Annotated in this window: 21 protein-coding genes; 13 read left to right on the forward strand and 8 right to left on the reverse strand. The window is 68.1% G+C overall.

What is annotated here, in order from left to right:
- Positions 1-3: 3 nt before the first annotated feature.
- Positions 4-825 carry an enoyl-ACP reductase FabI gene (fabI, locus tag MHA02_RS17200; protein WP_147080887.1) on the forward strand — a complete coding sequence of 274 codons (822 nt, stop codon included), beginning with the start codon at positions 4-6 and terminating at the stop codon, positions 823-825.
- A 7-nt stretch (positions 826-832) separates the two neighbouring features.
- Here fabI and MHA02_RS17205 read toward each other — a convergent pair whose 3' ends face one another.
- From MHA02_RS17205 to MHA02_RS17215, 4 genes are read right to left on the reverse strand one after another with little or no spacing between them, the layout of a single operon-like run.
- The gene (locus MHA02_RS17205; protein ID WP_147080889.1) at positions 833-1,984 is read right to left on the reverse strand and encodes an AAA family ATPase; all 1,152 of its coding nucleotides are present in this window, start codon (positions 1,982-1,984) and stop codon (positions 833-835) included.
- A gap of 43 nt (positions 1,985-2,027) precedes the next feature.
- Positions 2,028-2,144, reverse strand: a complete 117-nt coding sequence (locus MHA02_RS23000) for a hypothetical protein (RefSeq protein ID WP_368736859.1) — start codon at positions 2,142-2,144, stop codon at positions 2,028-2,030.
- A complete protein-coding gene (locus MHA02_RS17210; protein ID WP_238180229.1) occupies positions 2,090-2,455 on the reverse strand; it encodes a hypothetical protein in 366 nt (121 codons plus the stop codon). Before MHA02_RS17210 ends, MHA02_RS23000 begins: the two co-directional genes overlap by 55 nt.
- 31 nt (positions 2,456-2,486) lie before the next feature.
- Positions 2,487-3,371, reverse strand: a complete 885-nt coding sequence (locus MHA02_RS17215; RefSeq protein ID WP_147080894.1) for a polyphosphate kinase 2 family protein — start codon at positions 3,369-3,371, stop codon at positions 2,487-2,489.
- A 101-nt stretch (positions 3,372-3,472) separates the two neighbouring features.
- On the opposite strand from MHA02_RS17215, the gene MHA02_RS17220 reads away from it, so the two are divergent.
- The 4 genes from MHA02_RS17220 (at position 3,473) to MHA02_RS17235 (ending at position 9,382) form a co-directional block, all read left to right on the forward strand.
- Positions 3,473-4,069, forward strand: coding sequence for a histidine phosphatase family protein (locus MHA02_RS17220; protein ID WP_238180228.1), 597 nt, complete (start codon positions 3,473-3,475; stop codon positions 4,067-4,069).
- A 187-nt stretch (positions 4,070-4,256) separates the two neighbouring features.
- Positions 4,257-8,348: a Pls/PosA family non-ribosomal peptide synthetase gene (locus MHA02_RS17225; RefSeq protein ID WP_147080899.1), complete on the forward strand. Its 4,092-nt coding sequence runs from the start codon at positions 4,257-4,259 to the stop codon at positions 8,346-8,348.
- 105 nt (positions 8,349-8,453) lie between these two features.
- Positions 8,454-8,873, forward strand: coding sequence for a VOC family protein (locus tag MHA02_RS17230; protein ID WP_147080901.1), 420 nt, complete (start codon positions 8,454-8,456; stop codon positions 8,871-8,873).
- Positions 8,874-8,908: 35 nt separating this feature from the next.
- Positions 8,909-9,382, forward strand: a complete 474-nt coding sequence (locus MHA02_RS17235) for an SRPBCC family protein (protein ID WP_147080903.1) — start codon at positions 8,909-8,911, stop codon at positions 9,380-9,382.
- Positions 9,383-9,512: 130 nt separating this feature from the next.
- Here the strand turns inward: MHA02_RS17235 and MHA02_RS17240 are convergent, their stop codons facing one another.
- Positions 9,513-10,166 (reverse strand): alpha/beta hydrolase, encoded by a 654-nt coding sequence (locus MHA02_RS17240; RefSeq protein ID WP_147080905.1) that lies wholly within the window; start codon positions 10,164-10,166, stop codon positions 9,513-9,515.
- A 288-nt stretch (positions 10,167-10,454) separates the two neighbouring features.
- Here MHA02_RS17240 and MHA02_RS17245 point away from each other — a divergent pair, with 288 nt between their 5' ends.
- The 7 genes from MHA02_RS17245 (at position 10,455) to MHA02_RS17275 (ending at position 17,726) form a co-directional block, all read left to right on the forward strand.
- The gene (locus MHA02_RS17245) at positions 10,455-11,627 is read left to right on the forward strand and encodes a cysteine desulfurase family protein (RefSeq protein WP_147080907.1); all 1,173 of its coding nucleotides are present in this window, start codon (positions 10,455-10,457) and stop codon (positions 11,625-11,627) included.
- 68 nt (positions 11,628-11,695) lie between these two features.
- On the forward strand, positions 11,696-13,165 hold the full coding sequence (gene sufB, locus MHA02_RS17250) for a Fe-S cluster assembly protein SufB (protein ID WP_147080910.1): 1,470 nt from the start codon (positions 11,696-11,698) through the stop codon (positions 13,163-13,165).
- A 92-nt stretch (positions 13,166-13,257) separates the two neighbouring features.
- Positions 13,258-14,007, forward strand: coding sequence for a Fe-S cluster assembly ATPase SufC (sufC, locus tag MHA02_RS17255; protein ID WP_147080912.1), 750 nt, complete (start codon positions 13,258-13,260; stop codon positions 14,005-14,007).
- Entirely contained in the window at positions 14,007-15,329 is a 1,323-nt protein-coding gene (locus MHA02_RS17260; protein WP_147080914.1) for a SufB/SufD family protein, read from the forward strand. The genes sufC and MHA02_RS17260 overlap by 1 nt, the downstream gene beginning before the upstream one ends.
- A 217-nt stretch (positions 15,330-15,546) precedes the next feature.
- The gene (locus MHA02_RS17265) at positions 15,547-16,791 is read left to right on the forward strand and encodes a cysteine desulfurase (protein ID WP_147080917.1); all 1,245 of its coding nucleotides are present in this window, start codon (positions 15,547-15,549) and stop codon (positions 16,789-16,791) included.
- A gap of 49 nt (positions 16,792-16,840) precedes the next feature.
- The gene (locus MHA02_RS17270; protein WP_147080921.1) at positions 16,841-17,224 is read left to right on the forward strand and encodes an SUF system Fe-S cluster assembly protein; all 384 of its coding nucleotides are present in this window, start codon (positions 16,841-16,843) and stop codon (positions 17,222-17,224) included.
- Positions 17,225-17,342: 118 nt separating this feature from the next.
- Entirely contained in the window at positions 17,343-17,726 is a 384-nt protein-coding gene (locus MHA02_RS17275; protein WP_147080924.1) for a HesB/IscA family protein, read from the forward strand.
- A 7-nt stretch (positions 17,727-17,733) separates the two neighbouring features.
- On the opposite strand, the gene MHA02_RS17280 is transcribed toward MHA02_RS17275, so the two are convergent.
- The 3 genes from MHA02_RS17280 to MHA02_RS17290 all read right to left on the reverse strand — a co-directional run bounded on the left by MHA02_RS17280 (position 17,734) and on the right by MHA02_RS17290 (position 21,057).
- Positions 17,734-18,789 (reverse strand): GGDEF domain-containing protein, encoded by a 1,056-nt coding sequence (locus MHA02_RS17280; protein WP_147080928.1) that lies wholly within the window; start codon positions 18,787-18,789, stop codon positions 17,734-17,736.
- A 149-nt stretch (positions 18,790-18,938) separates the two neighbouring features.
- Complete coding sequence (locus tag MHA02_RS17285) at positions 18,939-20,486, reverse strand: DEAD/DEAH box helicase (protein ID WP_147080931.1); 1,548 nt, start codon at positions 20,484-20,486, stop codon at positions 18,939-18,941.
- A gap of 319 nt (positions 20,487-20,805) precedes the next feature.
- Positions 20,806-21,057, reverse strand: a complete 252-nt coding sequence (locus MHA02_RS17290) for a hypothetical protein (protein WP_147080934.1) — start codon at positions 21,055-21,057, stop codon at positions 20,806-20,808.
- Positions 21,058-21,499: 442 nt separating this feature from the next.
- Between MHA02_RS17290 and MHA02_RS17295 the strand changes: the two genes are divergently transcribed.
- Positions 21,500-22,390 (forward strand): outer membrane protein, encoded by an 891-nt coding sequence (locus MHA02_RS17295; RefSeq protein WP_147080938.1) that lies wholly within the window; start codon positions 21,500-21,502, stop codon positions 22,388-22,390.
- Positions 22,391-22,539: the final 149 nt, after the last annotated feature.

Genomic DNA, 22,539 nt, shown 5'->3' on the forward strand with positions numbered 1-22,539 from the left:
AACATGGCGGACGGAACCGGTTTGCTGGCAGGCAAGAACGGGCTGGTGCTCGGGGTGGCCAACAACCGCTCGATCGCCTGGGGCATCGCCAGGAGCGCTGCCGCGCACGGGGCCAAGCTCGCCTTCACCTACCAGGGCGACGCCCTGAAGAAGCGCGTCGAGCCGCTGGCAAAGGAGCTCGATGCCCACGTCGTCGGCCATTGCGACGTCACCGACCCGGCCTCGATCGATGCGGTCTTCGCGCGGACCGCCGAAATCTTTCCCGAGGGCATCGACTTCGTCGTCCACTGCATCGCCTTCTCCGACAAGGACGAGCTGACCGGGCGCTACGTCGAGACCTCGGAGGCGAACTTCACCAAGTCGCTCCTGATCTCCTGCTATTCGTTCACGGCGGTCGCCCAGCGCGCCGAGAAGCTGATGTCCAACGGCGGATCGCTCCTGACGCTGACCTATTACGGCGCCGAGAAGTGGATGCCGCACTACAACGTCATGGGCGTCGCCAAGGCCGCGCTCGAAGCCTCGGTGCGCTACCTAGCCGCCGACCTCGGCCCCTCGAAGATCCGCGTCAACGCGATCTCGGCCGGCCCGATCAAGACGCTCGCCGCCTCCGGCATCGGCGACTTCCGCTACATCCTGAAGTGGAACGAGTACAACGCGCCCTTGCGCCGGACCGTCACCATCGACGAAGTCGGCGAAACGGCGGCCTACCTCGTCTCCGACATGTCCCGCGGCATGACCGGCGAGATCCTGCACGTCGATGCCGGCTACCACGTGGTGGGCATGAAGAACCCCGAGGCGCCGGACCTGGCGCTCGACAAGGACTGAGCGCGGCTCAGTCCTCATCCTGCGAAAAATCTCCGGCCAGCCTGAGACCCTCGATCCAGGTCGCGCCGTCGCGCTTGACGACCACGCGCGGACGCACGCCGCCGTGCTCGGCGATGGCCTGCGCCAGCCGTTCGGAATGGGTGACGAGCCAGACCTGCGTGCGTTCGGACGCCCGCACGATCATGCGCGCCAGCGGCTCCATGAGATCCGGATGCAGGCTGGTCTCCGGCTCGTTCAGGGCGACGAAGGGCGGCAGCCGGTAGGCGAGGAGCGCTCCGGCGAGGGCGAGGTAGCGCAACGTCCCATCCGACAGCTCCGACGCCGCGAAGACGCGCCGCGGATACTCCGAAAAGATCAGCCCGAACTGCGCCTCGCGATCGGGCGGCGGGATGACGAGACGTGCGCCGGGAAAGGCGTGCCCGACCGCCTCGTCGAGATCGACCGTGTCCTGCCGGATGTGCCTCAGCGTCGCGAACACCGCAGCGAGATCGGACCCGTCCGAGGCGAGCGTCGGCGTCGTCACGGCCAGGCAGGGACGGCGCAGAGCCGAGGCGGCATCGGTGCGAAAGTCGTGGTGGAAGCGCCAGGCCGCCATGGCCCGGCGTACGATCTCGATCTCAGGAAAGCGCACCGCGTCCTGCAAGGCGCCGAGCGCGGTCTCGGTGGCGAGCAGGGTGGTGCCGAAGGGCCGCTTCCGGCCGTCCTCGTCGCGCACGAAGCCGGACGGGCCGTCTCGGTTCAGCGCCACCACCGGGCGCAGACCCGTCTGCACCGTCAAGCGCTCCGTCTTGACCTGGGGCTCCAGCGAGAAGGCGGCGCCGTAGATCTCGTCACCGGCTTGCGGCACGAGGCCGACCGCGACCTCGTAAGCGAAGGCGTGTCCGGTCTCGTCATCCGCCAGCTCGGCCGACAGCCGGACGCGCGCAGGCTCCGTCCTGCGGCGCTCGCCTGCCCAGAGCACCGATTCCATCCCGCCCTCGGCCGCCAGCGCCCGCGTCAGCGCGCCGTCGGCGGCGGACTGCAGCAGCTCGAGCGAGCGGTAGAGGTTTGTCTTGCCGGCCCCGTTGCCGCCGACGAACACGCCGAGCCCGTCCACCGGGAAACGGATCTGCTTGAGCGAGCGATAGCCGGAAACGGCGATCTCACGAACGGTGAGCATGGCTGATTCTCGACGTCACCGGATCGGAACGGCCGTCGGCATCTCACCCCGCGACGAGATACACGCCCACCACGCAGAGCAGCATACCAGCGACCTTGCGCGCGGTCATCGGCTCGCCCAGCACGAGGACGCCGAGCAGGCTGCCGCCGAGGATGAACATCCCGTAGATCGGCACGACGACGCTCGCAGGGCCGAGCGAGAGGCCCTTGAACAGCGACCCACCGCGATCGTCAGGGCGATGCCCGCCGCGTAGGCATACAGCGCCCCGGGCCTCAGGAAATCCGCGCCGGTCTTGCCGGCGAAGGCCCCGCCGAGAACAGCGTTGGCGAGGGCCGAGACCGCAACGACGCCCGTCGCGACGGCAAGCACGGCAAAGGCGTTGAAATCGCCGGTGCGCGTGGCGAGCTTCACCAGAAGTGTCACCGCCGAGTAGCCGGCCATGCCGAGCAGCGCCCAGGCGATATGGGTCATGGGTTTCCGCTCCGGCGCGACGCCCGTCACATCACACCACCTTCAACCCCGCGATCCCGTCCTTGGGCTCCGGAAACTGCGGGTCCATCGCCTCCAGCGTGTCGGCGACGGTGCGGCTGACGACGAGGTTACGGTACCATTTGCGGTTGGCGGGAACGACGTGCCAGGGCGCGTAGGGCGTCGAGCAGCGCGCGAGCGCGTCGGCGAAGGCGGCCTGGTAGGCGTCCCAGGACTTGCGCTCGGTCAGATCGGCCGGATCGAACTTCCAGGCCTTGTCCGGCTCGGCGAGGCGGGATTCCAGGCGCTCCTTCTGCTTGTCCTTCGAGATGTGCAGGAAGAACTTGAGCACCGTCACGCCCGAGAGCGTGAGCAGCCGCTCGAAATCGTTGATCAGCCCGTAGCGCTCGCGCCAGACGGTCTCGGGCACGAGCTCCTTCACCCGCACGGCCAGGACGTCCTCGTAATGGCTGCGGTTGAACACGCCGATCAGGCCGCGCCCCGGAACCTTGGCGTGGTAGCGCCACAGGAAGTCCTGATCGAGCTCGTCCGAGCTCGGCACCTTGAACGACCAGACCCGGCAGCCCTGCGGGTTCACGCCCTTGAAGACGTTGCGGATGGTGCCGTCCTTGCCGCCGGTGTCGATCGCCTGGAACACCACGAGCAGGCTGCGCTTGCGCTCGGCATAGAGGCGTTCCTGCAGGACGCTGATCCGCTCGCGCTCGACCTTCAGAGCCGCGCCCGCGGCCTCCTTCTCGAAGCCGCCATCGGCGTCGGAATCAACCGCGCCGAGGTCGAAGGCCTGCCCCGGCACCACGGTCACGATGCCGGACGCGGCGCGTGGACCATCCTGCCATGGTGTCGCATCGTCCGCTGCGGGGGTTGCGGCGCGGTGGCGCTTGCCGTGCTTCTTCGACATGGGAAAAGACGGATCCTGACAGGTTTTCGCAACGGGAACGGTGCAGGCTATCGAAGGCTGCGGCCGAGGTCCAAGGCCGAGCCGGGTCGAGAGGAGATGCGGTGAAGCCGAGATCGGCGATCTGGTTCGTACGCCACGGCCAGACCGACTGGAACGCGCAGCGGCGCCTCCAGGGCCAGCGCGACATCGACCTCAACGCCACCGGCCTCGCCCAGGCGGCGGAGGCGGCCGCGCGCCTGCGCGCCGTGGCGGGGGCGGGGCTGGCCGACGCCGCCTTCGTCGCGAGCCCGCTGGTCCGCACCCGGCACACCATGGAAATTCTTCGCGATGGGCTGGGGCTGCCGCAGGCCGGCTACCGGACGGACCCACGACTGAAGGAGATCGGCTTCGGCGCCTGGGAGGGCTCGACCTGGGCCGAGATCCGGCGCTGGGACCCCTCCGGCGCGGCGGCGCGCGACCGCGACCGCTGGAACTACCAGCCGAAGGGACACGGCGCCGAGAGCTACGCCATGCTGACCGAGCGCGTCGCCGCGCTCATCGGCGAACTCGACGGCCCGACGGTGCTGGTCGCCCATGGCGGCGTCGCCCGCGCGGTGCTGGTGGCGCTCGGCCATGTCGACACCTACGCCGCCCCCCGCCTCGGGATCCGCCAGGGCAGCATCCTGGTGATCGAACCGGACGGTTGGCGCTGGGCGTGAAAAAAATCCGGCATTCAACGCCGGTTCAAGCGGCCCATGGAACCGTGCTACGCGACCGGTACGGGGCTCACGCCCCGGTGACGGCAAGATCCGGTCGCAGAATGGCCCCGCGCGCCGGACAAGCTCTCCCCGAACCGACTTGAGACGAGAGGGCCGATCCCTGGCGGGAGCGGCAGCGAAGAATCGGATGAGCACACTCACCGAGACGAGCCGGGGGCAGGAGGGCGGTACGCCGTCCGATAGGTTCGCGGGCAAGGCCTTCCTGCGCGGCGAGTCGCGTCCGGATCTGATCCGCAACGAAGTCCTCGCCGACATCTTTCGCGCCAGCGCGGAGACGAGGCCGGGGCAGGCTTGCCTGATCGACGGAGCGGCCCGCGATGCCGATGGCCGCTATCCGTCGCTGACCTACGCCGAAGTCGATGCCCGCTCCGATGCGGTCGCCGCCGCTCTGGCGAACCGTGGCATCGGACCGGGGGCGGTCGTCGGCCTCTGGATGGCGCGCGGGCCGGAACTGCTGATCGCGCAGATCGGCATCACCAAGTCCGGCGCCGCCTGGCTGCCCTTCGACGCCGAGGCCCCGGCCGACCGCGTCGGTGTGTGCCTCACCGACGCCGCGGCCAAGGCGCTGATCGTCTCCGAGGCACTGAAGACCGCCGCGCCGGACGCCGCCCCCGTCGTCGTCACCATCGAAGCCCTACTACGTGACGTGCCCGAGGGTGCACCCGCGCCGGACCTGAAGGCACTGCGCCTGACGCCGGAGCATCCGGCCTACCTGATCTACACCTCCGGCTCGACCGGCGTGCCAAAAGGCATCGTCATCAGCCACGCCAACATCTGCCACTTCCTGCGGTCCGGAAATGCGCTTTACGGCATGCGGGCCGACGACGTGGTGTTCCAGGGCGCCTCGGTCGCCTTCGATCTCTCGATGGAGGAGATCTGGGTTCCCTATCTCGTCGGCGCGACGCTGTTCGTGGCCACCCCGACGATGATGGGAGACGTCGAGAGCCTGCCGGGCATCATCGCGGGGGCAGGCGTTACGGTGCTCGACACGGTGCCGACGCTGCTCGCCATGATCACCGGCGACTTGGCCGGGGTCCGGCTGGTGCTGCTCGGCGGCGAGGCGCTGCCGGAGCCGCTGGTGGGCCGCTGGGCCGTGAACGGCCGCCAGCTCTTCAACACCTACGGCCCGACCGAAGCGACGGTCGTCGCCACCGCCGCCGAGATGCGCCCGGGCGAGCCCGTCACCATCGGCGGCCCGATCGCCAATTATTCGGTCTATGTCGCCGACGAGAGCCTCAACCTGCTCGATCCCGGACAGCAGGGCGAGTTGCTGATCGGCGGCCCCGGCGTCGCCAAGGGCTACCTGCAGCGGCCGGAGCTGACCGCGGAAAAGTTCGTCGCCAACCCGTTCGCGACGGGGGGCATCGATCCGGTGCTCTACCGCTCCGGCGACGCCGTCTCGCTGGATGCGCAGGGGCGCATCGCCTTCCACGGCCGCATCGACGATCAGGTCAAGGTGCGCGGCTTCCGGGTCGAGCTCGGCGAGATCGAGACGCGGATCCGGGCCGAGACCGGCATCAACCAAGCGGCCGTCGTGCTCCGCAACGACGACGGCGTCGAGCGGCTCGTCGCCTTCCTCGTGCCCGACCGCGGCGCGACCGTCGATCCGGCCGCCCTGAGAAAATCGCTCGCGGCGCAGCTGCCGCCCTACATGATGCCCGGCCATTTCGAGGCCGTCGAGACGCTGCCCCGGCTGACCTCCGGCAAAGTCGACCGCAAGGCGCTGAAGGCCGCCCCGCTCACCGTCACGGTGGTGGAGGGCGAACAGGAAGAGCCGCGGAACGACACCGAGGCCGCGCTGCTCGTCGCCGCGAAGAAGGCGTTCGGCGAACAGCCGATCGGGTTCGATGCGGATTTCTTCGTCGATCTCGGCGGCCACTCTCTGCTGGCTGCCCGCTTCGTCGGCGCGGTGCGCGACACGCCGGTGCTGGCGGCGATGACCATCCGCGACGTCTACGCCCATCGCACACTGCGGGCGATGTCGGACGACCTGATCGCGCGGTTCGGCGGCGTCGGCACGGACGTGGCCGTGCGCGATCTGAGCTTCGAGCCGCCGCCCCTGCTGCGCCGGGCGCTCTGCGGTCTCGCCCAGGCGGTCGCGCTGCCTTTCGTGATCGCGCTCGCGACCTCGCAATGGCTCGGCATCTTCGTCACCTACCTGCTGCTCACCGGCGGCGGGCTCGGGTTCTTCGAAGAGCTCGGCGTGCTGCTCGCGGTCTATATCGGCCTTGTCCTCGGCACCGGCGCCATCGCCATCGCCGCGAAATGGATTCTGCTCGGGCGGACCAGGCCCGGCCGCTATCCGCTCTGGGGCCAGTACTATTTCCGCTGGTGGCTGGTCTCGCGGCTGTCGCCGCTGGTCCACGTGAAGTGGCTGCAGGGCTCGCCGGCGATCGTCTGGTACCTCCGCCTGATGGGGGCGAAGATCGGCAAGGATGCGCTGATCTCCGAACTCGTCGTCGGCGCGCCGGATCTCCTGACCGTCGGCGCGGACGCGACGCTGGGCGGCCACAACGTCGTCGCCAATGCCGAGGTGATCGGCAACGAGCTCGTCATCGGCACCGTCACCATCGGCCGCGACGTCGTCACCGGCGCCTCCTGCGTGTTCGGGCCGGATACGGTGGTGGGCGACTACGCGCAGCTCGCCGACCTGACCACCGTGCCCGAAGGCACCGAGATCGGCGAGGCCGAGGCCTGGGACGGCTCCCCCGGCCGCAAGGTCGGCATGGTCGACGTCGCGAGCCTGCCGGAGCCCGCCTACGCCTCACCGGCCCGCCGGTTCTGGCTCGGCGCCGCCTATCTCGCCCTCGTCACCATCGTGCCGTCGGTCGGCCTGCTGCCGATCTTTCCGGCCTTCTTCGTGTTCGACCAGATCAGCGACTCCCTCGGCGACGTCACCGACATCGACTACCACTGGTACCTGCCGCTGCTCACCTGGCCCACCGCCATGCTGATGACGGCGAGTTCGGTGATGCTGATCGCGCTGATGCGCTGGGTGCTGGTGCCGCGGCTGCGCACCGAGACCTATTCGGTCCACTCGGTGTTCTACCTGCGCAAATGGACCCTGGCGCTTGCCGTCGAGGTGACGCTGGAGATGCTCTCCTCGCTCTTCGCCACCGTCTACATGCGGGCCTGGTACCGCATCATGGGCACGCGGATGGGCAAGGGCTCGGAGATCTCCACCAACCTCTCCGGCCGCTACGACATCGTCGACATCGGCCCGAACAACTTTCTGGCCGACGAGGTGATCATCGGCGAGGAGGAGATCGTCCGGGGCTGGGTCGAGACCCATCCGGTCAAGACCGGCGCCCGCGTCTTCATCGGCAACGAGGCGGTGGTACAGCCCGGCGCGATCATCCCAGACGACGTGCTGATCGGCATCAAGTCGAAGGCGCCGTCCAATGCCGAGATGTCGCCCGGCGACACCTGGTTCGGCTCGCCGCCGATCAAGCTGCCGACCCGGCAGCGCGTCGATCTCGGCGAGATCGGCAAGACCTACGAGCCCGGCTTCGGCCCGAAGATCCGGCGCGGGCTTTTCGAGGCGTTCTCGACCTCGTTCTCGCCGATGCTGTACCTCACGCTCGCGGTCTGCGGCATCGACTACTACTTCTATCCGGCCATCCTGGCGGGTGACTGGAGCGGTCTCGCCATCAGCTTCATCGTGGTCAGCGTCGCCTTCGCCTTCATCCAGACGGCCGCGGTGATCGGGCTGAAATGGGCGCTGATGGGCACCTACAAGCCCGGGATGCGGCCGATGTGGTCGTGGTTCGCCATGCGCACCGAGGCGATCGCCGTGGCCTATTGGGGGCTCGCCGGAAAGGTGCTGCTCGAGCACATGATGGGCACGCCGTTCCTGCCCTGGATGCTGCGGCTCTTCGGCGTGAAGATCGGCCAGGGCTGCTGCCTGTTCACGACCGACGTCACAGAGTTCGACTGCGTGACGATCGGCGACTACGTCACCGTCAACCGCGTCTCGGCGGCCCAGACCCATCTCTACGAGGACCGGATCATGAAGGTCGGCCGCGTCTCGATCGGCAACGGCGTCTCGATCGGCTCCTTCGCCACGGTGCTCTACGACGCCAAGGTCGGCGACTTCGCGCGGCTGCGCCCGCTCACCATCGTCATGAAGGGCGAGACGATTCCCGCGCATAGCGAGTGGGAGGGCGCGCCGCCGGTGCCGGTGACGCGCGCGCCGGCCGAGGCGAAGCAGGCGGCTTGAGAGGCTTCACGCAAAAAAAGTCGTGAAAAGCCTGTCGGGATGGCCATGCTTCGTTCGTCCTGGGATCGGACCGGCGAGACGGCCGAGCACGAGAGGAGCCCGACGATGAGCGACCACCCGCAAGCCACACCCCCGAAAGACATCACCAAGGGCGGCGTCGTCGCCTACCTCCAGGTCGACGGCGCCCTGAAGGCGGCCGAGTTCTACGGCCGCGCCTTCGCCGCCGAGACCGCCTACGTCATCCCGCCGGACGACAAGGGCCGGACCATGCACGTCCACCTGCACATCAACGGTTCGTCGGTGATGCTCGGCGACGCCTATCCCGAGTACGGACACCCGCTCCTGCCGCCGCAGGCCTTCAACCTGACGCTGATGGTCGACGACATTGCGCCGTGGTGGGATCGCGCGGTCGCGGCCGGCTGCAGCGTGATCACGCCCTACGCCGAGATGTTCTGGGGCGACGTCTACGGCCAGCTCCGTGACCCCTTCGGCGTCACCTGGGCACTGAACCAGCCCAAGCGCTAGCGCGTCGCTCCCCCTCGGATGACGGAGACGTTCCCATGACCGATACCGCCGACGCAGCGGACCGCGACCTCGTGCTCACGCGGCTGATCGCGGCGAGCCCGGCCGCGCTCTATCGCTGCTGGACCGAGCCGGAGCTGATGAAGCAGTGGTTCACGCCGGCCCCCTGGACCACGGTCCATGCCGAGACCGACGTGCGGCCCGGCGGCGCGAGCCTCGTCGTCATGAAGGGGCCGGACGGCACCGAGTTCCCGAACCGCGGCGTCTATCTCGAAGTCGTGCCGAACGAGCGCCTCGTCTTCACCGACGCCTATGTCGCCGCCTGGGAACCATCGCAGAAGCCGTTCATGACGGTGATCCTAACCTTCGAGACGGAGGGCGACGGCACCCGCTACACCGCTCGCGCCCGCCACTGGAGTGCCGCCGACCGCGAGGCCCATGAAGGCATGGGTTTTCACGAGGGCTGGGGGAAGGCGGCGGACCAGCTCGCAGCGCTGGCGGCGGGGCTGTAGGGCAGAGCGCGTAACCCTCTCCCCTCTGCGGGAGAGGGGAGCGCCACGTCCGGAGAGGTCGTTCCCCTCTCCCGCCCTGCATCCGCAGGGCACCCTCTCCCGCAGAGGGGAGAGGGATTTTGGCGCCGGCTCAAGCCGCCTTCGCCGGGCCCAACCGCTTGTCGAGATACGTGTCCACCGTCTGGGTCAGTTCGTCGACCTTGCCGTCGAAGAAGTGGTTGGCGCCCTCGACCATCTGGTGCTCGATGATGACGCCCTTCTGGACCTTCACCTTCTCGATCACCGGCATGACCTCGCGGGCCGGCGCGACCCGATCCTCGGAGCCGTGCACGAACAGGCCGGAGGAGGGGCAGGGGGCGAGGAAGGTGAAATCGTAGCGGTTGGCCATGGCCGCGATCGAGATGAAGCCCTCGATCTCGGGGCGGCGCATCAGCAGCTGCATGCCGATCCAGGAGCCGAACGAGACGCCAGCGATCCAGCAGGCCTTGGCCTCGGGGTTGACCGACTGCACCCAATCGAGGGCCGAGGCGGCGTCCGACAGCTCTCCCGAACCGTGATCGAACGCGCCCTGGCTGCGGCCGACGCCGCGGAAGTTGAAGCGCAGGGCCGCAAATCCGCGATTCGCGAACGTGTAGAACATGTTGTAGACGATCTGGTTGTTCATCGTGCCCCCGAACTGGGGGTGCGGATGCAGCACGATCGCGATCGGCGCGCCCTTCTTCTTGGGCGCCTGGTAGCGGCCTTCGAGGCGACCGGCCGGGCCGGTGAAGATGACTTCGGGCATGATGTCCTCAGGCGGAGCATCCGATCGCCTCCGCTCGGCGGAAACCGGCGGGACCCATGATCCGGGCGCATCTCGCGACGCCTTGACTCGGTCCGCCAGCTTCGTACAAGCGGCTTAGAATAATTCTAGGCGATTAGAAGCATTCTAAACAAGAAGCCGCTTGAGGCGGCCCTGTCGTTGCAGGTGTTGCGTGGCAGCGCCTTAGCACGGTGACGGGGGGCGAAAGCAAGAATTTCGAGCACCCGGTCGGTGGGCGCGGCGAAATCGGGCGATCGAGAACCAGACAGGATGACCGCAGCCACGCGCAGCTACCTCGACCATAACGCCACGTCTCCGGTTCGTCCGGAGGTGGCGGCAGCGGTCGCGCGTGCGCTGGCACTGCCCGGCAATCCCTCCTCGATCCATGCCGAGGGCCGTGCCGCCCGCGCCATGCTCGACACCGCCCGCGATTCCGTGGCCGCCCTCGTCGGCGCGCGGCCGGCGCAGGTGACCTTCACCAGCGGCGGCACAGAGGCCGCGAACGCCGTGCTCTCGGGCGCCTTGCGCCGCACCGGCCGGCCGGCCCCGACGCGGCTCCTGATCTCCGCGACCGAGCACCCCTGCGTCTCCGCCGGCCACCGCTTTTCGCCGGACGCCGTCGCGGTGCTGCCGGTCGATGAAGCGGGCGTGCTTCGGCTCGACGTGCTGCGCGAGCGTCTGGCAGATCTGGCCGGCGAGAGCCTGCTGATTTCGGTCCACGCCGCCAACAACGAGACCGGGGTGGTCCAGCCGCTTGCCGAGATCGTGGCGCTGGCGCGCGAGCACGGTCAAGCGTTGGTGCACAGCGATGCCGTGCAGGCCGTCGGCAAAGTCTCCCTCGACATGGCGGCGATCGGCCTCGATGCGCTCACCCTCTCGGGCCACAAGTTCGCGGCGCCGAAGGGCGTCGGCGCCCTCGTGCTCGCCGACGGCGTCGTCCTCGAATCCGCCTTCGTACGCGGCGGCGGCCAGGAGTCGCGCCTGCGCTGCGGCACCGAGAACCTTTCGGGCGTTGCCGGCATGGGCGAGGCGGCCGGCCTCGCGACGGCTGATCGCGATGCCGAGGGCCCACGGCTCGCGGACCTGCGGAATGCTCTCGAAGCACGGGTGCTGGCACTCGCACCGGACGCCGTCGTATTCGGCAAGGGCGCGCCGCGCCTGCCGAACACCCTCAGCTTCGCGGTCCCCGGCCTGGAGGCTGCCACCGCGCTGATCGCCTTCGATCTCGCCGGCGTCGCGGTCTCGTCGGGCTCGGCCTGCTCGTCGGGCAAGGTGGCGCGCTCGGCCACGCTCGCGGCCATGGGCGTGAGCCCTGCAGTGGCCGCGGGGGCGCTACGCGTGAGTTTCGGCTGGAATTCCACGGACGCGGATGCGGCACGGTTCCTCACGGCCTTCGAACGGGTCGTGTCGTCCCTATATCAGCGGCGAGGGCAGGCGGCATGACGCGCGCCTCCCACCGTCATCTCGAAAATACGCCGGCCCCTCGGTCCGGCGCCGTCAGGAGACGTTGAATGCCTGCAGTGCAGGAGACCATCGACCGGGTTCGTTCGATCGACCTCGACCAGTACAAGTACGGCTTCGAGACCGTCATCGAGATGGAGAAATCCGTCCGTGGCCTGTCCGAGGACGTGGTGCGCTTCATCTCGGCCAAGAAGGACGAGCCGGAGTGGATGCTGGAATGGCGCCTCGACGCCTATCGCCGCTGGCTCACCATGCAGGAGCCCGACTGGGCGCGCGTGTCCTACGACAAGATCGACTACAACAACCTCTATTACTACGCGGCGCCCAAGCGCCCGGCGGCGCTCTCCCTCGACGAGATCGACCCGGAAATCCTGAAGACCTACGAAAAGCTCGGCATCCCACTGCGCGAAGTCGAGGTGCTGGAGGGCATCGCCCCCGAGCGCCGCGTCGCCGTGGACGCCGTGTTCGACTCCGTCTCGGTCGCGACCACCTTCAAGAAGGAACTCTCGAAGGCCGGCGTGATCTTCATGCCGATCTCCGAGGCCCTGCGCGAGTACCCGGACCTCGTCCGGAAGTACCTCGGCACGGTCGTGCCGGTGACAGACAACTTCTTCGCGACCCTGAACTCGGCGGTGTTTTCCGACGGCTCGTTCGTCTACATCCCGCCCGGCGTGCGCTGCCCGATGGAGCTGTCGACCTACTTCCGCATCAACGAGCGCGATACCGGCCAGTTCGAGCGGACCCTCATCATCGCCGACAAGGGCAGCTACGTCTCGTATCTCGAGGGCTGCACCGCCCCGAAGCGCGACGACAACCAGCTCCATGCGGCGGTGGTCGAGCTCGTCGCCCTGGACGACGCCGAGATCAAATACTCCACCGTCCAGAACTGGTACCCCGGCGACAACGAGGGCAAGGGCGGCATCTACAACTTCGTGACCAAGCGCGGCGATTGCCGCGGCGCCCGCTCGAAGATCTCGTGGACGCAGGTCGAGACCGGTTCGGCGATCACCTGGAAGTACCCGTCCTGCATCCTGCGCGGCGACGATTCCCGCGGCGAGTTCTACTCGATCGCAGTGTCGAACGGCATGCAGCAGGTCGATTCCGGCACCAAGATGATCCATCTCGGCAAGAACACGTCGAGCCGCATCATCTCGAAGGGCATCTCGGCCGGGCGTTCGCAGAACACCTATCGCGGCCTCGTCTCGGCGCACAAGAAGGCGAAGAACGCCCGCAACTTCACCAACTGCGACTCGCTCCTGATCGGCGATCAGTGCGGCGCGCACACGGTGCCCTACATCGAGTCGAAGAACGCTTCCGCGGTGTTCGAGCACGAGGCCACCACCTCGAAGATCTCCGAGGACCAGATGTTCTACTGCCAGCAGCGCGGCCTCTCAAACGAGGAGGCCACCGCCCTCATCGTCAACGGCTTCGTCCGCGACGTGCTGCAGCAGCTGCCGATGGAGTTCGCCGTGGAGGCGCAGAAGCTGATCTCGATCAGTCTCGAAGGCTCGGTGGGCTGAGGCCCGCCTAGACAAGAACGATCACTGTCGGCGCCAACCCCACTGCCCCGCAGCGGGGCTCGGCAGCCGTTTCCAACCAGGACGACCCAAGCATGCTCGAAATCAAGAACCTCGTCGTACAGATCGAGGACAACCGCATCCTCAACGGCTTGAACCTCACCGTGAACGATGGCGAGGTCGCCGCGATCATGGGACCGAATGGCTCCGGCAAGTCGACGCTGTCCTACGTCATCGCCGGCAAGGAGGACTACGAGGTCCTCGACGGCGAAATCCTGCTCGACGGCAACAACGTGCTGGAGATGTCGCCGGACGAGCGCGCCGCAGCCGGCCTGTTCCTGGCCTTCCAGTATCCGCTGGAAATTCCCGGCGTCGGCACGATGACCTTCCTCAAGGCCTGCATCAACGCGCAACGCCGCGCCCGCGGCGAGGGCGAGATCTCGACGCCGGACTTCATCCGCAAGGTGAACGCCGCCGCCGACAAGCTCGAGATCGAGAAGGACATGCTCAAGCGCGCCCTCAACGTCGGGTTCTCCGGCGGCGAGAAGAAGCGCATGGAGATCCTGCAGATGGCGCTGCTGGAGCCGAAGTTCTGCGTGCTCGACGAGACCGATTCCGGCCTCGACATCGACGCGCTGCGTATCGTCTCAGAGGGCGTGAACGCGCTGCGCGCCCAGGGCCGCTCGTTCCTCGTCATCACCCACTACCAGCGCCTCCTCGACCACATCGTGCCCGACACCGTGCACGTCATGTCGAAGGGCCTGATCGTGAAGACCGGCGGCAAGGAGCTGGCGCTCGAACTCGAGAAGTCCGGCTACGCCGATTACCGCAGCGAGGCCGCGTGATGGCCGACATCCAGAACCTGCGCAGCGCCGCCGAAACCCGCCTGTCGAGCCTGTTCGAGTCGGCGCGTCAGAGCTTCGCCAGCGAAGAGAAGATCTCGCGGGAGGAAGCCTTCAAATTCTTCGAGGCGACGGGCCTGCCGAGCCGCCGCGTCGAGGCCTTCAAGTACACTGACCTGCGCGCCGCCATCGAGGATGCGGCGCATCCGGCCAAGAAGCCCTCTCTCGACGTGGCGAAGGCGGCGGTGAGTGCCGCGACGGCCTTCGCCGGCATCGAGGCCGTGCGCCTGACCTTCGTCAACGGCCACCTGATCGGCGAGTTGTCCGACCTCGACCGCGTGCCGGCAGGCGTCACGGTCACGCCGCTCAACGAGGCGATGAGCCAGGGCGATCCGCTGTTGAAGCAGCTCGCGCCGGTCGCGCAGACCCGCGAAAACCCGATCTACCAGCTGAACACCGCCTTCCTGGCGGACGGCGCGCTGATCTCGGTCGACGCTGGCGCCACGGTCGAGACGCCGATCCACCTGCGCTTCGTCGGCACCGGCGAGACCGCCTTCTCGACGGCGACCCGCGTGCTGGTCACCTTGGGGGAGGGCGCCGAGTTCTCCTTCCTCGAGAGCCACGAGGGGCAGGACGGTGTCGCCTACCAGCCGAACGACGTGGTCGACACGGTGATCGCCGACCGGGCCAACCTGCATCACACCCGCCTCAACCGCGAGGGCGACAAGGCCGTCGCGCTCTCGACGATCACGGCGCGGCTCGGGGCCGGATCCAACATCGAATCCGTCAATCTCGTCTTCGGCGGCGTGCTCTCGCGCCACCAGATCTACCTGCACTTCGCCGGCGAGAACGCCACGGCGACCGTCAACGGCGCGGCGATGCTCGGCCACGGTCGGCTCGCCGACTCGACGCTGCTCGCCGACCACGCAGCGGTCGGCGGGGTCAGCCGCGAGATGTTCAAGACGGTGATCGACGGCGATTCAACCGGCGTGTTCCAGGGCAAGATCATCGTCCGCCAAGCGGCGCAGAAGACCGACGGTAAGATGAAGTCGGACTGCCTGCTCCTGACCGACGACGGCCAGATGATGAACAAACCCGAGCTCGAAATCTTCGCCGACGACGTCGCCTGCGGCCACGGCGCGACCTGCGGCGCACCGGACGAAGACCTGCTGTTCTACCTCATGGCCCGCGGCTTGCCGAAGCCGATCGCCGAAAGCCTGCTCGTCCAGGCCTTCGTCGGCGAGGCGATCGAGTCGGTCACCCACGAAGGCGCACGGGACGCGCTGATCGGCGAAGTCGAGGGTTGGCTGAAGACGCGGGGGTAAGAACTCTCCCCCCCCCTCCGCGGGGGGAGGGGAGCGTTGACCGATCCTCGTCCTCGCCCGACGTGCCCCCAGAGCGGGCCGCGCAGGAGGGCTTCAGGGATCGCAGAGACTGCTGGAAGCCTCCTTCGAGGCCTCCGCTTCGCTTCGGCACCTCGGGACGAGGGCGCGGGTTGGAGGAGCGAGGCTCGCAACTGACCGCAGGTTCGAGATCGACACCATGAACGCACCGATCCGCCAGCCGAGCTACGACGTCGAGGCGATCCGGAAGGAATTCCCGATCCTGTCGAAGCAGGTCTACGGCAAACCCCTGGTCTATCTCGACAATGCCGCTTCCGCGCAGAAACCGCGCGCCGTGATCGACGCCATGGTCGGCTGCATGGAGGGCGCCTATGCCAATGTGCATCGCGGGCTGCACTACATGGCGAACGCCGCGACCGAAGGTTTCGAGGGTGCGCGCGAGACCACGCGGCAGTTCCTGAACGCCACCTCCACCGACGAGATCGTCTTCACCCGCAACGCGACGGAGGCCTACAACCTCGTCGCCTCCTCGATGCATCGCGGCGGGCTGATCGGGGAGGGGGACGAGATCATCCTCTCGATCATGGAGCACCACTCCAACATCGTTCCCTGGCATTTTCTGCGAGAGCGCTACGGGGCCGTCATCAAGTGGGCGCCCGTCGACGACGAGGGCAACTTCCTGCTGGACGCGTACGAGAAGCTGTTCTCGCCGCGTACGAAGATGGTCGCGATCACGCACATGTCGAACGTGCTCGGCACGGTGACGCCGGCCGAGGCGATCATCCGCATCGCCCATGGGCACGGCGTGCCGGTGCTGCTCGACGGGGCGCAGAGCGCGGTCCACCGCACGATCGACGTGCAGGCGCTCGATTGCGACTTCTTCGTCTTCACCGGCCACAAGGTCTACGGCCCGACCGGCATCGGCGTGCTCTACGGCAAGAAGGAATGGCTCGACCGTCTCCCGCCCTACCAGGGCGGCGGCGAGATGATCCGGACCGTCTCCGAGGACACCATCACCTACAACGACCCGCCGCACCGCTTCGAGGCCGGCACGCCGGCGATCATCGAAGCGGTGGGCCTCGGTGCGGCGCTGGAATTCATGATGGGTGTCGGCCGCGAGGCGATCAGTGCGCACGAGGACGCGCTGACGGCCTACGCACAGGAGCGGCTCGGGGCGATGAACGCGATCCGCCTGATCGGAACGGCACGGGACAAGGGCGGCGTCGTCGCCTTCGAGATGAAGGGCACGCATGCCCACGACATCGCCACGGTGATCGACCGCCAGGGCATCGCCATCCGCGCCGGCACGCATTGCGCCATGCCGCTGCTCAACCGCTTCGGCGCGACCTCGACCTGCCGCGCCTCGTTCGGCCTGTATAATACGAAGGCCGAGATCGACGCGCTTGCGGAGGCGCTCGCCAAAGCCGAGATGCTGTTCGCCTGAGTTTTTTGATTGTCCGTCGCGGCCCGGGCCGCACCGGAGGAGGATCATCATGAGCACCGACGCCACCATCACCGGCGGCACCAACACGCCGGCCGTCGCGGCGGCCTCCGCGATCCCGCCGGAAGAGCTCGACCGGCTGACCGACGACATCGTCGCCGCGCTCAAGTCCGTCTACGATCCCGAGATCCCGGCCGACATCTACGAGCTCGGCCTGATCTACAAGGTCGACATCGCCGACGACCGCAAGGTCGCGATCGACATGACCCTTACCGCCCCGGGCTGTCCCGTGGCCGGCGAAATGCCGGGCTGGGTCGAGGACGCGGTCTCGAAGGTGCCGGGCGTCCAGTCCTGCGACGTGACGATGGTGTTCGACCCGCCCTGGGACCAGAGCCGCATGTCGGACGAGGCGCGCGTGGCGCTGGACATGTGGTAGCTGCCGGCTCCGCGCGTGGCAGCGCTGCGCTGGACCAGCAATCGGCGAATGCTTATCTTGGGCTAGAGCATAACCCCCTCACCCGCCCGGGCCTTGAACCCGGCCGCAGGAGAGAACGATGTCAGGTTTCCAGGTGATCTCGCTGACCGACCGCGCCGCGGATCGGCTCAAGGCGATCATAGCCGATGCGGACAAGCCGATCGCGGGGTTGCGCGTCGGCGTGCGCAACGGTGGCTGCGCCGGCATGGCCTACACGATGGAATATGCCGAAGGCCGCAACGTCGGCGAGGACATGGTCGAGGTGAACGGCGTGACCGTGTTCATCGACCCGAAGGCGGTGCTGTTCCTCCTCGGCACCGAGATGGACTTCAAGACCGACAAGCTGTCGTCGCAGTTCGTGTTCAACAACCCGAACCAGACCTCGGCCTGCGGCTGCGGCGAGTCCATCGCCATCACCCCGGCGACGCCGGACAGGCTCGCGGCGGCCGGCGTGCCGGCCTGACGCGACCTCAGGCGACCTCGGAAAACTCCGAGAGCTCGCCGTCGTCGATCGTGCGGTTCCGGCCCGCGCGCTTGCCGGCATAGAGGCAGGAATCGGCCCGCTCGATGAACGACACCATGGTGTCGTCGGGGCGTCTCTGCGCGACGCCGAGCGAGATCGTGACCTTCCCGAGCGATTCGCCGGTGGCGCGCTTCACGAGATCACGGCCCATGATGCTGGTGCGGACGGCCTCGGCCACGATGCGTGCGGCATCGCGGCCGATACCGGGCAGAAGGATGCCGAACTCTTCGCCACCGAAGCGCGAGAGCGTCGCGCGCGCCGAGACGGTCTCGCGCATCACGACCGCCACGAGCCGCAGGACTTGGTCGCCGGTCAGATGGCCGAACAGGTCGTTGAAGCGCTTGAAGAAATCGATGTCGATCAGGATTAGGCTCGCCGGCTGGTGCGACTTGGCGCCCTCGTCGATCTCCTTGCAGAGCATCTCCTCGAAATGCTTGCGGTTGGAGAGGCCGGTCAGCGGATCCGTCAGGCTCTCGAGCCGGGCCGCGGCCAGCGTCTCGCGCAAGGTTTCGATCTCGCGCCGGCTTTCACGCATATGCGCCTCCAGCGTCCGGTTGCTCGCCGCCACCTCGCAGGTGTTGACGATCAGCGTCGCGACGATGTCTTTCAGCCGGTTCGGCGTGGTGTCGGCGAGATCCTTGGAGATGGCCTGCAGCGACGCGCCGTACTGGGCCGTCGAACCGAGAGACAGGTCGATCATCTCCATGATGCCCTGCACCTCGGTGATCAGGCCCGCATTGTGACGATCCAGCTCGCCTTCGACGTTGCGGCCGTCGATATGGGCCTCGTAGAGGTCGTCGATGTCGCCGTCGGAGAGGCTGCCGCTCTGCGTGGTCAGACGCTTGATCGCGGTGTTCATCAGGGGCTGGCGGCCCGAGACGTAATTATACCAGACCGCGTAGGCGCGGGGGCTCGCCGACGAGCCGTAGTCGCGCATCAGCTCGTTCGCGCGCTGCGCGATGACGTAGCTGCGTTCGCGATCCTCATGCCCAGCGCCGCTCATTCGACCTAACCCGACCCACCGTGCGGAGATCATGACCGACGGGTGGTAGCTGGCAGGTTAAAGTTCGGACGGAAACGTCGCCCTCGATCCTCGGAAATCAGTGAACCCGGTCAGAACCTTCGCTTCGGAGCGACGTCGCGGGCCGGGGCTCAATCCTTCCTGGGCGGCACGGGACGCATCAGGAAGGCCGGCACGTGCGCGCCGAGGCCCACCGGCGTATCGCCGTCGTCGTCGCGGCGCGGCGCGGGACGTCGGCTCTCGCGCTCGCGCTCGCGCTCGCGGGGGCGATCGTCAGCCGGCCGCTCGGCCACGCGGCGCGGAGGCAGCGCGGCGCGCTCGGCCGGAGGCTGCTCCACAGGCAACGGTGCGGGAGCCTCTTCGGAACGCGGACGCCGGCCGCGGACGCGGGTCGCCGAACGGGTCTCGTCGGTCTTGGCGCGGCGGCTCCCCTCGGCACGGGGCTCGCGGCCGGCTTCAGCGCGCGGCTCGCTGTGCGCAGCGCTACCGCTGCGGCTTCCGCGGCGGCGCGGGCGGCTCTCCTCGGATTCTCCCAGATCCCCGGACAACGCGGCGAGATCGCCGTCGAGCCAGGGGATCGGCTGGCCGATCAGACTCTCGATCGCCGCGAGCGAGCGCTCGTCGCCACGTCCGATCAGGGTGAAGGCGTGGCCCGAACGGCCGGCGCGGCCAGTGCGGCCGATGCGGTGAACGTAGTCCTCGGCGTGATGCGGCACGTCGAAATTGAAGACGTGGCTCACGGCCGGAATGTCGAGACCGCGCGCGGCGACGTCGGAGGCGACGAGCAGCGGCACCTCGCCGGAGCGGAAGCCTTCGAGGGCGAGGGTCCGCGCGCGCTGGTCCATGTCGCCGTGGAGCGCCGCGACATTGAAGCCGTGGCTGGCCAGCGATTTCTGCAGCAGTGCCACGTCGCGCTTGCGGTTGCAGAAGACGAGGCCGTTCTGGAGTTCCTTGGCGTCGCGCATCAGGCGGCGCAGGGTCTCGCGCTTGGCAGCCGCCTCCGATCCCGTCGCCACGAGCCGCTGCTCGATCGTCGTCGCGGCGGAGGCCGGCCGGCTGACCTCGACCCGCTGCGGGTTCGACAGGAACATGTCGGCGAGACGCTCGATCTCCGGCGGCATGGTCGCCGAGAAGAACAGCGTCTGGCGCGTGAACGGCACCATCTTCACGATGCGCTCGATGTCGGGGATGAAGCCCATGTCGAGCATGCGGTCGGCCTCGTCGATGACGAGGAGCTCGACGCCGGTGAGCAGGAGCTTGCCGCGCTCGAAATGGTCGAGCAGGCGGCCGGGCGTTGCGATCAGAACGTCGGTGCCGCGCATCAGCTTGGCATCCTGGTCCCCGAAGGAGACGCCGCCGATGATGAGCGCAACGTTGAGCTTGTGGTTGGTGCCGTAGCGCTCGAAGTTCTCGACGACCTGCGCCGCGAGTTCGCGGGTCGGCTCGAGGATCAGCGTGCGCGGCATCCGGGCGCGGGCGCGACCGTTCTCCAGCATCGTCAGCATCGGCAGCGTGAACGCCGCCGTCTTGCCGGTGCCGGTCTGGGCGATGCCGAGCACGTCGCGCCGCGCGAGCACGTGGGGGATCGCGTTCGCCTGGATCGGCGTCGGCTCGGTGTATCCGGCGGCGGCGACGGCCGCGAGGACCTTGTCGCTCAGTCCGAGATCGGCAAATGACATGATCGTTTGGAGACCGTCCGCGCGAGGTCTTCGGCATCATCGGCGCGACACGGCGTCGGCTCACCGTACGAACCGCGCCAAGGCGAATGATGCGAAATCAAGAGACCCGAGCAAGGGATCCGCGGGGAAGGGTCCCGCGGATCCCTTGCTCGGGCCGGTCGGGCTCGCGTCGCGGCGGAAGCGTCCGGTCGTGTCCCGTGGCCGTCGTTTAAGCCACGCACCATCCTCGCCCCGCCGAGGGTGCGAGCGTGCGCGACGTTTAGAGGCTTGCCGGGGCTTGTCAATCTTCGGAGGATATCCGTCCCCGGCAGGCTCGGGATCAGGGTCCGCGGACGAGCAGCCGTTCCTTGCCGTTGCAGGGATCGAGGACGACGCTGCGGGCGGACGTGCCGATCGAGCCGGTCACCTCCGGGTCGGCGATGCCCGACGGGAGCGACGCGACGCGGCTTCCGGCCCTGTCGACGGTGCGGGCGAGGTGATGGACCAGCCCGAGCGCGCCGACGCTCGCGACGAGCGCGATCAATGCCGTCGAGGCGAGGAGGCCGCGGGGACCGAAGGGATCGAAGGACATCGGGCAGGCACCGTCCGCGAGCGCCGGGCAGCGGCGGCACGCCCGGATCATCGGCGAACACGGTTAATGCGGCCTGACGCGAGAGCGACGAAGTCTGCCCCTTTCGGGACAGGCGATCATGAGCCTCCGGCAATTTTCCCTCGGCAATGCGCAGTATAAATCCACTCTTCGAGCCAACCGGAAGGATCGATCCACACTCGCCCGGCCGGATCCGACGCCCATCGGCGCTATTGGGCCGATGCGGCCGGAGATGTCATCTTCGCTAGTGACGTGTGCGAAAAATCACCTCCGGCTTATCCCCTCGATCGGCCGCGGCTAACCTTTACCTTTCCTTGACGAGGTCGGGTGCATCTGAGCGGCTTGTTGCAGGAAAGCGACAGACCTTCCGACGGGACCGGAGCTAGAAGCGCGCCGGCTTTCGCCAATCAGGACCTTGCACCGCATGAAAAAACTGCTTCTCGCCTCGTCCGTCCTCGCCGGCATGACCGTCGTCGCTTCGGCCGCGGATCTGCCGCGCCGCGTCGCCGCTCCGCCGATCTTCACGCCGGTTCCGGTCTTCACCTGGACGGGCTTCTATGCCGGCTTCAACGCGGGCTACGGCTTCGGCACGCAGGACACCCAGCAGGCGACCGTGATCGGCATCCCCGCCAACGGCCTGCTCGTGAACGCGGCCGGCGCCCCCGCCACGGGCGCCGTCGCCTTCGGCAACAGCAACCGCACCGACGGCTTCGTCGGCGGTGGCCAGATCGGCTACAATTATCAGTTCACCCCGGGATCGGGCTTCGTGATCGGCGTCGAGGCCGACGCCCAGTACGCCGATTTCGGCCGTGACCGGAACCGCGCCGCCTTCAGCACCGGCACCGCCCCCGGCGCCGGCGTGACCTTCTTCAACCCGAACGGCTTGTCGGGCCTCGACTATTTCGGCACGGTCCGCGGCCGCCTCGGCTACGCCTTCGACCGCACCCTCGTGTACGGCACCGGCGGCTTCGCCTACGGCGCCGGCGGCGGTCGTGAGTTCGGTCTGCCGGATTCCTCCACCAGCGATTTCCAGACCGGCTACGCCGTCGGCGGCGGCATCGAGTACGCGCTTCCCACCGAGTCGTTCCTGAACGTCTTCAAGTCGTCCGCCGTGACGCTGAAGCTCGAAGGCCTCTACGTGAACCTCGATCGCGGCGGCAACCGCAACACCGGCGCCTTCGCCGTCGGTGCGAACGGCGCCGTCGCCAGCCTCGCCGGCGGCAACGGCGTCCTGCTCTCCGGCGCAGTCCGCCGCCAGGATACCGAGTTCGCCGTCGTGCGCGCCGGCATCAACTACAAGTTCGGCTCGTACTAGAACCGGACGGTACCGAATTCCGGCGGTTCCCGGACGGGGCCTCTCGGACGACATCAACACACCCTCGGACCGGAACCCCGGTCCGAGGGTGCTTTCGTTCGTGCCGGCGGCAGCGGGTGGCCGGATCTGCGGTCGTCGCCGGAGGCGGG

The sequence above is a fragment of the Methylobacterium haplocladii genome (assembly GCF_007992175.1).
In the GTDB taxonomy this organism is placed as follows: Bacteria; Pseudomonadota; Alphaproteobacteria; order Rhizobiales; family Beijerinckiaceae; genus Methylobacterium; species Methylobacterium haplocladii.